Origin of the sequence: Desulfobulbus rhabdoformis (assembly GCF_016919065.1) — a bacterium.
In the GTDB taxonomy this organism is placed as follows: domain Bacteria; phylum Desulfobacterota; class Desulfobulbia; order Desulfobulbales; family Desulfobulbaceae; genus Desulfobulbus; species Desulfobulbus rhabdoformis.
Map to the genome: position 1 here is coordinate 65,577 of NZ_JAFFQA010000011.1, position 13,013 is coordinate 78,589.

Annotated in this window: 9 protein-coding genes; 5 read left to right on the forward strand and 4 right to left on the reverse strand. The window is 54.3% G+C overall.

Annotated elements, in window-relative coordinates; translation table 11 throughout:
- The first annotated feature begins 4 nt into the window (after positions 1-4).
- From JWJ90_RS07880 to JWJ90_RS07895, 4 genes are all read left to right on the forward strand, one after another.
- On the forward strand, positions 5-3,655 hold the full coding sequence (locus JWJ90_RS07880) for a hydantoinase B/oxoprolinase family protein (protein WP_205226665.1): 3,651 nt from the start codon (positions 5-7) through the stop codon (positions 3,653-3,655).
- Complete coding sequence (locus JWJ90_RS07885; protein WP_205226666.1) at positions 3,655-4,899, forward strand: MFS transporter; 1,245 nt, start codon at positions 3,655-3,657, stop codon at positions 4,897-4,899. The genes JWJ90_RS07880 and JWJ90_RS07885 overlap by 1 nt, the downstream gene beginning before the upstream one ends.
- 139 nt (positions 4,900-5,038) lie before the next feature.
- Positions 5,039-6,205, forward strand: a complete 1,167-nt coding sequence (locus tag JWJ90_RS07890; RefSeq protein WP_205226667.1) for an MBL fold metallo-hydrolase — start codon at positions 5,039-5,041, stop codon at positions 6,203-6,205.
- Positions 6,206-6,293: 88 nt separating this feature from the next.
- The gene (locus JWJ90_RS07895) at positions 6,294-7,064 is read left to right on the forward strand and encodes a L,D-transpeptidase family protein (protein ID WP_205226668.1); all 771 of its coding nucleotides are present in this window, start codon (positions 6,294-6,296) and stop codon (positions 7,062-7,064) included.
- 22 nt (positions 7,065-7,086) lie between these two features.
- Here the strand turns inward: JWJ90_RS07895 and JWJ90_RS07900 are convergent, their stop codons facing one another.
- Positions 7,087-7,431, reverse strand: coding sequence for an Lcl domain-containing protein (locus JWJ90_RS07900; RefSeq protein ID WP_338032305.1), 345 nt, complete (start codon positions 7,429-7,431; stop codon positions 7,087-7,089).
- 371 nt (positions 7,432-7,802) lie between these two features.
- Between JWJ90_RS07900 and JWJ90_RS07905 the strand changes: the two genes are divergently transcribed.
- Complete coding sequence (locus JWJ90_RS07905) at positions 7,803-8,636, forward strand: competence/damage-inducible protein A (RefSeq protein WP_205226670.1); 834 nt, start codon at positions 7,803-7,805, stop codon at positions 8,634-8,636.
- A gap of 55 nt (positions 8,637-8,691) precedes the next feature.
- On the opposite strand, the gene ade is transcribed toward JWJ90_RS07905, so the two are convergent.
- The 3 genes from ade to JWJ90_RS07920 all read right to left on the reverse strand — a co-directional run bounded on the left by ade (position 8,692) and on the right by JWJ90_RS07920 (position 12,864).
- On the reverse strand, positions 8,692-10,341 hold the full coding sequence (gene ade, locus JWJ90_RS07910; protein ID WP_205226671.1) for an adenine deaminase: 1,650 nt from the start codon (positions 10,339-10,341) through the stop codon (positions 8,692-8,694).
- A gap of 7 nt (positions 10,342-10,348) precedes the next feature.
- Entirely contained in the window at positions 10,349-11,539 is a 1,191-nt protein-coding gene (locus JWJ90_RS07915) for an MFS transporter (RefSeq protein ID WP_205226672.1), read from the reverse strand.
- 446 nt (positions 11,540-11,985) lie between these two features.
- Entirely contained in the window at positions 11,986-12,864 is an 879-nt protein-coding gene (locus JWJ90_RS07920; protein ID WP_205226673.1) for a transporter, read from the reverse strand.
- Positions 12,865-13,013 lie beyond the last annotated feature (149 nt).

Here is a 13,013-nt window from a genome sequence, read left to right on the forward strand (position 1 = left end):
GAGTATGGGGAAGAGTCTGCAGGCACGGTGGCAGTTTTGGATCGATCGGGGGGGGACCTTTACCGATGTTGTGGGCAAAGATCCTCAGGGACAGCTGCATACCCGTAAATTACTCTCAGAAAACCAGGAACAGTATGATGATGCCGCTCTGGAGGGGATCCGACGTCTGCTGCAGGTAGAGCATACAACCTCTTCCATTCCTGCCGAGCACATTGAAGCCGTCAAGATGGGCACCACCGTGGCGACCAACGCCCTACTGGAGCGCAAGGGGGAGCCGACTTTGCTGGCAATCACCGCAGGCTTTGGTGATGGACTGCGCATTGGCTATCAGAACCGGCCTGATCTCTTTGCCTGCAATATTCAGCTCCCGGAAATGTTGTATGCAGATGTGGTTGAGGTTCGGGAGCGACGCGATGCCCAGGGCAGGATCATTCTCCCTCTTGATCTTGATCGGGCACGAGCCGATTTCCAGGCTGCCTATGAAGGCGGCCTGCGCTCCGTGGCCATTGTGCTCATGCATGGCTATCGCTATCCCCAGCATGAAGAGCAACTGGCAGAGCTTGCCAGGGAGATTGGCTTCACCCAGATTTCTCAGAGTCACCAGGTCAGCCCTCTGATTAAACTGATCGCCCGGGGAGATACCACCGTGGTCGATAGTTACCTCTCGCCTATTTTACGGCGGTATGTTGATCGGGTGGCGTCGCAGTTAGTCGATCAGAAGGGGACTTCTGCTCGCCTGATGTTTATGCAATCAAGCGGAGGGCTCACTGACGCAGCCTTGTTTCGGGGCAAAGATGCAGTCCTCTCCGGGCCTGCCGGTGGCGTGGTGGGCATGGTTCGCACTGCGGCCATGGCCGGGCTGACGCGTTTGATTGGTTTTGACATGGGGGGAACCTCCACCGATGTCACCCATTATGACGGTGATTTTGAGCGCAGCTTTGACACCCTGGTCGCGGGAATCCGCATGCGTGCACCCATGATGTCGATTCATACGGTGGCTGCCGGAGGCGGTTCGATTCTGCATTTTGATTCCGGTCGTTTTCAGGTTGGCCCGGATTCTGCCGGAGCCAATCCCGGCCCGGCCTGTTACCGCCGTGGCGGCCCCTTAACCGTGACCGACTGTAATGTCCTTTTAGGCCGCATTCAGGGGGCGTATTTTCCTGCGGTTTTTGGAGAGAAGGCGAACCAATCCCTGGATCATGCCGTGGTGCGCGAGCAGTTTAGCAGGCTTGCCGAAACCATCAGCGCCCATGCAGGGAAGACCATGACCGCGGAGGCGGTGGCCGAGGGGTTCCTCCGTATTGCTGTAGAAAACATGGCCAATGCCATCAAGACCATCTCGGTCCAGCGCGGCTATGATGTGACTGGCTATACCCTGCAGTGTTTTGGCGGTGCCGGTGGTCAGCACTGCTGTCGGGTGGCGGACGCGCTGGGGATGGAACGTATCTTTTTGCATCCCTTAGCTGGCGTTCTCTCTGCCTATGGTATGGGGCTTGCCGATATTCGCAGCCTGCGCGAGGCCCAGATCGAGCATCCCCTGCATGCACCTGATCTTCAGAGGGTCGTGCAAGAGGCCAAAGAGCCGCTGGTGCAGGTCCTGCGAGAAGAGCTTGAAGCCCAGGGCGTGGATGGGGCTGAGGTTGAAGTCGTTTGCAAGGCGTATCTGCGTTACAGCGGCACCGACGCAAGCCTTGAGGTCGACCTGGGCCAAAGCGAGACCATGCAGGCTGCCTTTGAGGCGGCACATACAAAGCGTTTTGGTTTTATTAGCCCCGAGCGGACGCTCATTGTCGAGGCTCTGGTGATAGAGGCCATCGGCCGTGGTGAGCCCCTGGAAGAACCGGAATACGGGCAAACAGAGAAGCGTGTTGAGCCTCGGCAACAGATCGCTCTTTATTCGGAGCATGAATGGTGTGAGGCTCCCCTCTATCTGCGGGAGGATATTAATCCCGGAGAATCCATAACAGGACCGGCACTTATTATTGACCCCATCGGCACCGTTGTGCTGGAAGTCGGCTGGCGGGCGCAGTGTACCAACCGCAATCACCTCATTCTTACCCGGATAACCCCTCGTGCCCAGATTGAAGAGGTGGGGACCGGAGTGGACCCGGTCATGCTGGAGGTCTTTGCCAACCTCTTTATGTCCATTGCCGAGCAGATGGGAGTCACCCTGGCCAACACCGCCCACTCGGTCAATATCAAGGAGCGGTTGGATTTTTCTTGCGCCCTCTTTGATGCCCAGGGCAACCTGGTGGCCAATGCGCCCCATGTGCCGGTGCATCTGGGTTCCATGGGGGAATCAGTGCGGGCTATTTTGCGAGATAGTGGCTCGCGCATGCGGCCGGGTGATGTTTTTATGCAGAACGCACCCTACAACGGCGGTACCCATCTCCCCGATGTCACCGTGATCACCCCCTGCTGGGATGAAGCCGGCCAAGAGATTCTCTTTTTTGTCGGTTCCCGGGGCCATCACGCCGATATCGGTGGGCGTACACCCGGATCCTCTCCCCCGGATTCTTCGCGGATTGAGGAAGAGGGCGTTGTCATCGATAATTGGCTGTTGGTTGCAGAGGGACGGTTTCGGGAAAAGGAAACGAGAGAGCTGCTCAGCTCCGGTCCCTATCCCTGCCGTAAGGTAGATCAGAATCTGGCTGATCTCACCGCCCAGATAGCCGCCAATGAGACCGGGCTCCGTGAGCTGTCGCGTATGGTGAATCATTTCGGTCTGGCAACGGTCCAGGCATACATGACCCATGTACAGGACAATGCCGAAGAGTCGGTGCGCCAGGTACTGGCGGTACTCGCCGATGGTCAGTTTACCTATCCCATGGATGACGGCAGCCGTATTCAGGTAACCATAGAGGTGGATCACGCAGCCCGTGAGGCGCGTATTGATTTCAGTGGCACCTCTCCCCAGCATCCTGGTAACCGCAACGCTCCCAGCTCGGTGTGTCGGGCAGCGGTTCTCTATGTGTTTCGCAGTTTGCTCGAGAGTGATCTTCCGCTCAACGAGGGCTGTCTTAAGCCCCTGAAACTGATCATCCCCAAAGGCTCAATGATTAACCCCGAATACCCCGCCGCAGTGATTGCGGGTAATACCGAGGTCTCCCAGGCGATAACCGATTGTCTCTATGGTGCGCTCGGGCGTTTGGCCGCCTCCCAGGGAACGATGAACAATTTTCTCTACGGCAATGGTACCCACCAGAATTATGAGACCATCTGCGGGGGCACCGGTGCCGGGCCGGATCATGACGGGGCCAGTGCGGTCCATAGCCACATGACCAATACCCGTATGACCGACCCAGAGGTACTGGAGCTGCGTTTTCCGGTACGGGTGGAAGAGTTTTCCATTCGCAGGGGCTCCGGTGGTCTGGGACTCCACTCTGGTGGAGACGGAGCGGTGCGCAAACTCCGTTTTCTGGAACCCATGACGGCAACCCTGCTTTCCTCTCATCGAATCACCGCACCCTATGGGTTGCAAGGTGGTGGGCCTGGCCAATGCGGAGAAAATATCTTGCTCCGCCGCGACGGCAGGAAATATCCCCTGGCAGGCAATGATGAGGTGCAGGTGGAGGCCGGTGATATGATTGTGATCAAGACCCCGGGTGGCGGTGGTTTTGGCAGCCCCGATACAAAAGACCCAGAGGAGTGCTGATGCCCACCACACGCACAGCTCGTATCCCTTTTCATTATGGCTGGATGATTGTTATTGTCGGCTCTTTGGGCATCTTTGCCTGTATCGGCCTTGCCCGTTTTGCCCTTGGCATGCTCTTGCCTTCCATGGGGGCTGAACTTAAACTCAGCTACTCACAGATGGGCACTATCTCCACTACAAATTTCATCGGCTATCTGGCTGGGATCCTGGTGGCGGCTTCACTGGTACGTCGAATTGGCGCCAGAGTACTCACCACACTTGCCCTCCTGCTCTCCGGAGGCTCTATGATCGCTATCGGTTTTACCCAGAATTTCTATGGTATAACCGGGCTCTATATCCTCACCGGTTTCGGCACGGCCCTGGCGAATATTCCCATCATGGGGCTATTATCCGCCTGGTTTGCCAGTCACCTGCGGGGCAAGGCGGCGGGTTTTGTGGTTTCAGGCAACGGCGCCGCCATTGTCTTTGCCGGCTTGAGTGTGCCCTGGCTCAACGGTTTGAGTCCCTGGTCCTGGCGGCTGAGCTGGTTGGTACTTGGTGTCATTGTCTGTTTGATCGGCTGTCTCAGCCTGCTCGTCTTGCGAAACCGTCCCCAGGAGCTGGGACTTGAGCCCGCCGGGGCACTCACCCAAACCACCGGGCAGGGGCCGCATCAACTTTCTGCAAAACGGTCAGTCCCCCTGAAGCTCATTGTGCATTGCGGCGTCTTGTATGCTATTTTTGGTTTTACCTTTGTCAGCTACGCCACCTTTATTGTGACCGCCATGGTGCGCCAATATGGACTGAGTCAGGAGGTGGCCGGATCGTTCTGGTCCTGGGTGGGTTTTTTCAGCCTTTTTTCCGGACCGCTTTTTGGCATGCTTGCCGACCGTTTCAGTCGCCCCCTGGCGTTGATGGCGGCATTTTCCGTGCAAACCCTTGCCTATGTGCTCGTGGGCCTGAACCTAGGATCCTTTGCACTCTATCTCTCCATTTTCTGTTTTGGTATCGTCGCCTGGGCCGTTCCCTCAATCATGGCGGCTCTCTCTGGCGATTACGCCGGCGCGGATAAGGCTGTTTCCATGTTTTCGGCCATTACCCTTTTTTTTGCGGGCGGCCAGGTGGCCGGGCCCTATATGGCCGGGCGAATTGCAGAACAGACGGGGAGTTTTTCCGGGAGTTTTCTGTTGGCCGCCTCCTTAACCGGGATTGGCCTGCTGCTGGCCCTGGTTCTTCCCAAACCTGGGGGCGTGAGGCAGGGATAGAACCCTTTGGGTGATCGAGTGCATTCTTTCTTGGACTTTTGGGTAACCATAAAATAATATTACAAATAACGCTAAAGCTTATGAAAATCGTACCAAATCGAACGATGAGGTTCTACCGTACCTGAATAAGGAGAGTATTATGGCCATCTTTACGTATGAGGCGCAGGAACTGTTCCAATGGTTGATCATGCAAGAAGATATTGTGGTGGTCGATGTGAGAAACGAAAAGGATTTCAAAAATTTCCATGTAGAAGCACCGTATCCTTTCCCCCTGCACAATATCTCCTACTATGAATTCATGGAAGATGAAGAGGGATCGGTCGGTCGTATTCCCAAAGGCTCTCAGGTACGCATTGTCTGCGCCAAAGAAGGCTCGGCCAAGTATGTAGCCGAGATTTTTGATAAGTTTGGCTATGATGTGGGCTACCTCACCGGCGGTATCAAGACCTGGGGCAACCTCTTGGTGCCCAAGCTTTTGACCAAAGGCAGCGATTACGAGTTGTACCAGTTTATTCGGCCTGGTAAGGCATCGTGTAGCTATGGGCTTATTTCCGGGAAGGAGATGATGCTCTTTGATCCCTCACGCAACATTGATTTTTACCTGAATTTCGCGAAGGAAAAAGGCTGCATCCTAACAAAGACCTTTGAAACCCACCTTCAGGCGGATTATATTGCCGGTAGCCGCGATCTCAGCGCTCGTACCGGTGCCATCTTTTACGGCAACGATGGTGATTTCAGCAGTTCGAAAAATCCGTACACCTCGCTTCAAGACGCTGAAATTCATCGCTTCAGCCAGGGCGGTCCTGATGTACGGGTGCTCTTTACTCCCGGCCATACCCCTGGCTCCACCTCTTTTATCGTGGATGAAAAATACATCATCTCCGGTGATATGATGTTTATTCATTCAGTGGGACGCCCTGATCTCGGTGGAAAGGCTGAAGAGTGGGCCGGACTGTTATTCGACTCGATTCAGATGATTAAAAAGCTCGACCCAACCCTGATGGTTTTACCCGCCCATTACATGGATTGGGAAGAGGCCAACGATGAGCTGATTTTTACTCGAACTCTGGCGGAGGTGCTTGACCGCAATAAAGATATCTACGGGCTTGAAACCCTGGAGAGTTTTATTGGGTTTATCAAGGCGAATATGCGGCCTCAACCTGAAGAGTACGCTGTAATTCGTCTGGTCAATGCCAACCTGCGTGAAGAGGATGAGGAAAAGCAGGAAGAACTGGATTTGGGCAAAAATGAGTGTGCCGCCTCCACCTATGCCAAGCAGCAGGCGGAAAAGGGGGCCGGGGCATAACTCGCCCTTGGATTTGTGCTGGAGGGGACGACTGTGCCTACCCTCCAGCATATACATTTATTCAGATTTTTTTTATACTCGGAGACTTATGCAACGTCTTTTGATTACTCCCCGCCTTTTTCTGGTACTGATGGTACTGGTGTTGCTCTTTGGCCCGGGAGTCCCTTTCTCTGCTGCCGAAGTCCCCAGTACGCCAGAGGCGGAGAGCTTACTGGCACAGGTGCGGCCCCAGTTGGAGCGGCAACTCCAACGAAAAGGGCTCAAGCTGGGACAACCCATCTTTGTTCGCATTTTTAAGATACCCGGAACTCTGGAGGTTTGGGTCGAAAAAAACCACCAGTTTCAGCTCTTTAAAACCTACCGTATCTGCACCTATTCCGGATTTCTTGGTCCTAAAACCAGGGAAGGGGACAAGCAGGCGCCCGAAGGATTTTATTCGGTCACCCCTGATCAACTCAACCCCAAATCCAGCTACCACCTCTCCTTTAATATCGGCTATCCCAACGAGTACGATGCTGCCAGATTTCGGGGCGGCAAATACATCATGGTTCATGGAGACTGTCAATCCTCAGGCTGCTTTGCCATGACCGACAACCGGATCGAGGAAATATACCTCCTGGCCCACGCGGCTCTCTCCCAGGGGCAGGAACAGTTCAGCGTCCATATCTTCCCCTTTCATCTGACCCCGAAAAACCTCAAGAAGTACGCCGCTTCCCCCTGGATCAAATTTTGGCAAAACCTGCAACCCGGCTACACGGCCTTTGAGCAGCTCAGACAGGTCCCGGTGATCGCGGTAAATAAGGGAAAATATGTGGTGAGCTCAAGAGGTTCTCGCCTGGCGCTGCAAAATGCGCAATAGACTTTGCTCTCTTGCATGGTGATCAGGGCCGGACTGCCCGCACATAGCCAGACTTGGTTTTATAAAATGTTCGTTCAGCTCCACACTGATCACCCTGTTCCCAGGATGCCGGATACAGCTTACCGTTGTCGTCTTTAAGCCAGTAGCTCCCCTCAAGTTTCAAGTTGACCCCTCCATCTTTCTTCAGATCAAAGATCATGAAAAAATCATAGAGTTCCCATTTGCTGGGCAGGCGCCAGTCATGATAGGGGCCCTGGTTGAGCTGGGTGAGGTACTGCTGCACTTCGTCCGGGGAATGTTTTTTATGGCTCCGTTTTTCCTGCCAGACCAAGCCTGTTTTGCTTTCTGCAATGAGCCCTGGAGCCACTTGTCTCAAGGCCCCTTCTGCAGAGAGTGAGCTGGTAGGAATGCAAAGAAGAAACGGAATAATCAGGAACAGGAAAAGTTGAGGTTGATGCTTTCGAGATTGTTTTAGGGCGTTGCATAGCATTTTATTGCCTCCTTTTAAGCAAAGATAATCGTTCGTACATACTGTATGACCTGTTCTTGAAGTTGGATAGCCTAAAGGGTGTCTTGAATAATTAGATTTTTCAATCAAGGCCAAGGATTGCGCAAAATTTTACCGCAGGCATATATGTGATATTCCGAGGATAAAATTTTAAGCGTGACGCCGGGATTGGAAGAAAAAGCAATTATTCAAGATTCCCTAAATACGTGAGATAAATATGAGGAGCGACTATGGCACAGCAGGTACGCGTAGAAATTTTATCCATTGGTAATGAACTCCTGCGGGGGGAAATTCTCGATACCAATACCCAGTGGATGTGTCAGCTGGTCAACAGTCGTGGGGGCGAGGTGGTGCGGGTGACCGTGCTCCCTGATATCAAGGAAGAGATAGCCGCAGCTGTACAAGCGGCCATTGACCGCGAAGTTGATCTGTTGTTCACCTCCGGGGGCTTGGGGCCGACGGAAGACGATTTGAGCCTTGCTGCGGTTGCTCAGGGGGCGGGCGTTGCTTTTGAACTCGACGATCAGGCGCGGGAGATGGTGCGGCAACGTTACGATGATTTTTTTGCCCAGGGCGTGATGGATGAAGGGGGACTTAATCCCTTTCGTGAAAAGATGGCCTGGTTGCCCAAGGGGGCCGAGCCCCTGTATAACCCTTCGGGAACCGCTCCGGGCGTGCATCTGCGGGTGGGGAAAACCTCGATTATCTCCCTGCCGGGCGTGCCACCGGAACTCAAAGGTATTATCAACGAGTCGCTTGCCCCTTTCCTGGATGCGCTTTTTGGCAGTGGTGGGTCCTTTACCCGAATGATTACGGTACGCTGTAATGATGAGTCAATTATGGCCCCAGCACTGAGCCGGGTGGTCGCTGAGTACCCTCAGGTCTATATCAAATCGCTCGCCAGGCCCCTTGGGGAAGCTCCGGAGCTTGATATTCTTTTTACCGCCACCAGTGCCGAGCCCCGGGAACGGGAGCTCTGGGTGAACGGCGCTGTCGCCAACCTGCAGGATGGGTTAACGGAATTGGGGCTCAAACATTGGCAGAAAGAGGCCCCAAATCCGTAAGCAACCAGCCGCCGTCACGGATTCGGCAGGGAATAAGTGTTCCAGAGCCTCTCGACTATTCTTTCACCCAGAAATCCACAGCACAGAAACTGGTGGCATCAAAGAGTCCCTTGTCGGTTATTTTGAGTTCCGGGATTACCGGCAAGGCCAAAAAAGAAAGAGCCATGAAGGGGGCCTTCAGCGTGCATCCACAGCTGTGGGCTGAATCGCTGACCTTTCGGTACTGGGCTGCGGCCTGTTTGCAGTCGCCGGTGGTCATCAACCCGGCCACCGGGAGGGGCATCATTTGAATTTCCCCGGCTCCATTCACCGCGGCCAGTCCACCGCCCTCCCTGATGAGCGCATTGATCGCCTCTGCCATGAGCACGTCATCGGTTCCGGCGCAGATAAGGTGGTGGGAGTCATGGGCAACGCTGGCCGCAAGAGCCCCTTCCCGCAGTCCTATTCCCTGCACCAGACTGAGGGCCGGGTGAGGGGATTTCGCATAACGGTTGAACACCGCAAGTTTGAGCAGGTCGCGCTGGGAATCCGCCACCACCTCTTCTCCTGCAATTGTGGGCCGGACAGTTATGTTGTCTGTGATGAGCTCTCCGTCGCGTACACCGATACAGCGGCAGAACGTCCCCTGGGCAGGGATTTTTAACTGGGCTGGATGCACTGGTTCCAGCTTGAAGTGATTGGGGCAGCTGAGCGGTTGCTGCGTTTGTAACTGTGATTTTCCCGCTTCTGCCACCACCTGGCCCGCCAGAACCGCCCGTCGTATCCTGAAGTCTTCCAGATTGTCGACCTCAATCCAGTCGGCAGAATCCCCCATCTGCAACATGCCAAGGGAGAGCCCGTAGTGACGCACGGGATTGAGGCTTGCTGCCCGCAGAACGTCAAAGAGATCATAACCTTCCCCCACCGCCATCCGTACCAGCCTTTCCATGTAGCCCTGGAGTAGATCATCTGGGTGTTTATCATCGCTGCAGAACATGCACTGCTCGGGATAGTCGGCAAGCACCGGTAAAAGTTGGCGGAAGCTCCGGGCTGCTGATCCCTGGCGGAGAAGAATATGCATACCCGCGGCCGCTTTGCGGCGTGCCTCCTCAGGCGTGACGCACTCATGGTCGGTGGATATTCCCGCATCAATATAGGCGCGCAGCTCCTCGCCATGCACTCCAGGGGCATGGCCATCAATGGGTTTGCCTGCCTTTTGTGCTGCACGGAGTTTGGCCCAAACCTGGGGATCCTGGAAAAGAACCCCGGGGACATTCATCATTTCGGAGAGATGGCTGATATCTTCACGGTTCAAGAGCGCTTCCACGCTCTCTGCATCAAGGTCTGCCCCTGCGCTGTCAAAGGGCGTGGCCGGAACACAAGATGGTGCCCCCATAGCAAAATGAAAGGGGCTGCGTTCACACTCGGCCAGCATAAATTCTACTCCTTGCACCCCCAGTACGTTGGCGATCTCATGGGGATCAATCACCGCAGCCAGGGTCCCGTGGCAGACTGCCTCTTGAGCAAAGGCCGTGGGACAGAGCATGGAACTTTCCACGTGGACGTGGGCATCGACAAATCCGGGGAGTAGGTAGATGGGGGCTGGATTGTCCTCCGGGTGCAGTGCCTCAATGGTGCCTGTTGCACTGAGCTCAAGGCGAGCACCATAGATTTTTCGGTTGATCAGATCGACCATCTGCCCGCTGATCTGGTGGAGTTGCTGCATCTAAACCTCACTTGGTTTCAGGAATGGGATCTTTGCGCTGGTGAAAAAGAAAAGAACGCGCCGCCAGGGGCAGAAGCAGGGTAAAGCCAACGCCCAGGGTGAGAAATGCATGTTGAATCCCCTGCTGATCGCTGATCCAGCCAACAGCCGGGCCGGTCACCACATAACCCAGGCGAAACAAGAGGCTATGCAGGGAAAGAATCGATGCCCGCATTCGTCGGCTTGCCCGTTGTTGGAGGATACTGCGGGTGATGGGCCCCTGAAGCCCGCGCATGGCGGTGATCAAATAATAAAAAAGAAAGCTGCCCATCATGGAACTGAAGCTTAATCCTAGATAGCCGCAGACGATCAAGAGGATAAAGAGCATGACCATTCGCTCCAGGCCAAGCCAATCAAGGATCTTATGACTGTTATAGGCACAGAAGGCGACCATCAGATTCGCCCCGGCCCAGATGGGGCCAAACCAGGCCAGGGGGACCCCGCACTCCTGCATAAAAGGCTGCACCAGCCAGACCGGATAAAAACTGGAGAGGCCAAGCAAAAGCCCCAGGACCATGGTTGCACGAATGGCTTTTTTTTCTTTCAGGGCATAACGGCTGATTTGCAGGGCCTCGCCCAGGTGCGAGCTTATCTGCGGGCTCTGTTCCACTTCAGGCTCTTTCAACGAGAGCACCACTACCAGGGCTGTGGTCCAGACGCCAATCTGAGCGATGAAAGGGAGGAGCGGATTGGTCACATACATCAGTCCAGCGCAAAGTGCGCCGCCTGCCTCTCCTATCTGGGCAAAGCTGGCCATGCGTCCGTCACAGCGGGTGTAGAGCTCACTGCGACCGCCTGCTTTAAGCGACTCATAGAGAAGGGCACTATCCGAGCCGCTGATAAAGCTGTAACAAACGCCTAGAAGGAGTTCAGCGCAGATGACCTGCCAGAAATTGCTGGCAAAAAGGTAGACCACATAACCACAGATGCCCAGGCAACAGGCGATAATCAGGGAAGGTCGGTAGCCCAGGCGATCGCTGACGTACCCCGAAGGGTACTCCATAAGCATGGTGGCGGAGGAGAAAAAGACATTGACCACTAGAATCTGCGAGAGTGAGAGTCCGATCTGATCTTTCCAAAACAGCGTGATGATTGCCATGGGAAAGAGCATCATCTTCAGGGCGGCAAATATATTGAGTTTGAGAATATTGGCAGTCATGAAAGGCAAAGCACGTGAAGGTGAAAAAATGCGCGGAGATACCGGCTGTCATCCGGCATCTCCGTGCAGTTATCTCTGTGCTATACAGTGTGGCAAGGAATTTTGCATCCGTTTCTACAAGCAGAGGCTTGCTTGAGGACATTCCTTCAAAGGTGTGGAAAATGATTTTTCCACCAAGGTGGGGCACGTGGTCTTCCCCCGGCCCATGCCAGAGGAAGACTTCTTGTGGTCGTGTGATCGTAATTTGAGCTGGGGATTCGCGACGCTCAAATTATGCACAATTGTTCACCTGAGATTCAGGGGTTGGACAAAGCAGGTCCTGAAGTGGCCTTCTCCCATGGCCGTGCGGCGCAGGAAGAGAGGGGGAGGTCCGTCGCACGGCCATGGGGCCGCTGGCTAACCAAATGCTGGTGGACTAGGATGGCTTTCCCCCTCTCAATAACCTATCAGTCAAACAGGCTGTTGAAGTCAACGGCATAGAACAGGCGTCCCTGGACAACCTGTGCCTCGACACCGTAGTCGACCTGGATGTCTCTTTTGTACTGAAGCATGAACTGCCAGCCGGGGGCAAAGTTGTAGGCCAATTGGGCACCGATGGCGTGGTTGTCGAGTTCGGAACCAGATATTTTACTCCCGTCGACTTCGCTTTCTCCACCCCACTGGCCGTAGTAACTCAGGCCGACGACCAGGTTTGAGGTCAGGTCGTAGCTCAGATGGGTTTCCAGGGCAAAGGAGGGATCCTGAGAGAGTTCTTTGTTTCCCTGATAATCGTCGTTGTCCCCATAGAAGAAGACTGAGGGGGAAACTTCGAGATAGAGATTATGACCCGTTTGGACCTCCCATCCCTTGACAAAGCCGACTTCGGCTTGAAAGGCATAGCGGTTGGTTCCCATATTCACGGCACTATTCTCATCGTATTCGCCGGTGGGCAGGTAGAAATAGGGGGTGAATCCAACGTAGGTTTTGGTTTCTGGATTGTTGACCACCCAGAAGGTGCAAAGGAGGATGAGATCACCGATTCCGTCGGAACGGTCACCGTCGAGATAGGCGTTGCCAAAGGGCAGGATGAACTGAGGATCGGCTACGATGGAACCGATTTTGGTGTAATAGACCTCTCTAAGAAGAAAGAGGTTTTGGGAGAGGTCGACATTACCGATTTTTTTACCATCTCGGTAAACATCGTCAGCGCTGACGCTGTTATAGTAAAGCATTGAAAGTAACGTGTCAGGCGGAGCTGGAATATAGTCGCGCATGTTGGCCGTGGCCGAACTGACCGATGGTATGAGAAGACACGTACAGATTAATGCCAGAACACCTTTCTTCATTACTTTCTCCCTCTTTTTTGTTGAATAAGAAATACATTGCGGGTCAGAAACGACCCTGGGTTTACTGCCTCCTACATCTAAATTTCGTGAGAACACGAAACCGCATTTGTGTACTGTCTGTAATAAAAAAAGCTCCTACTGCGCCTGGC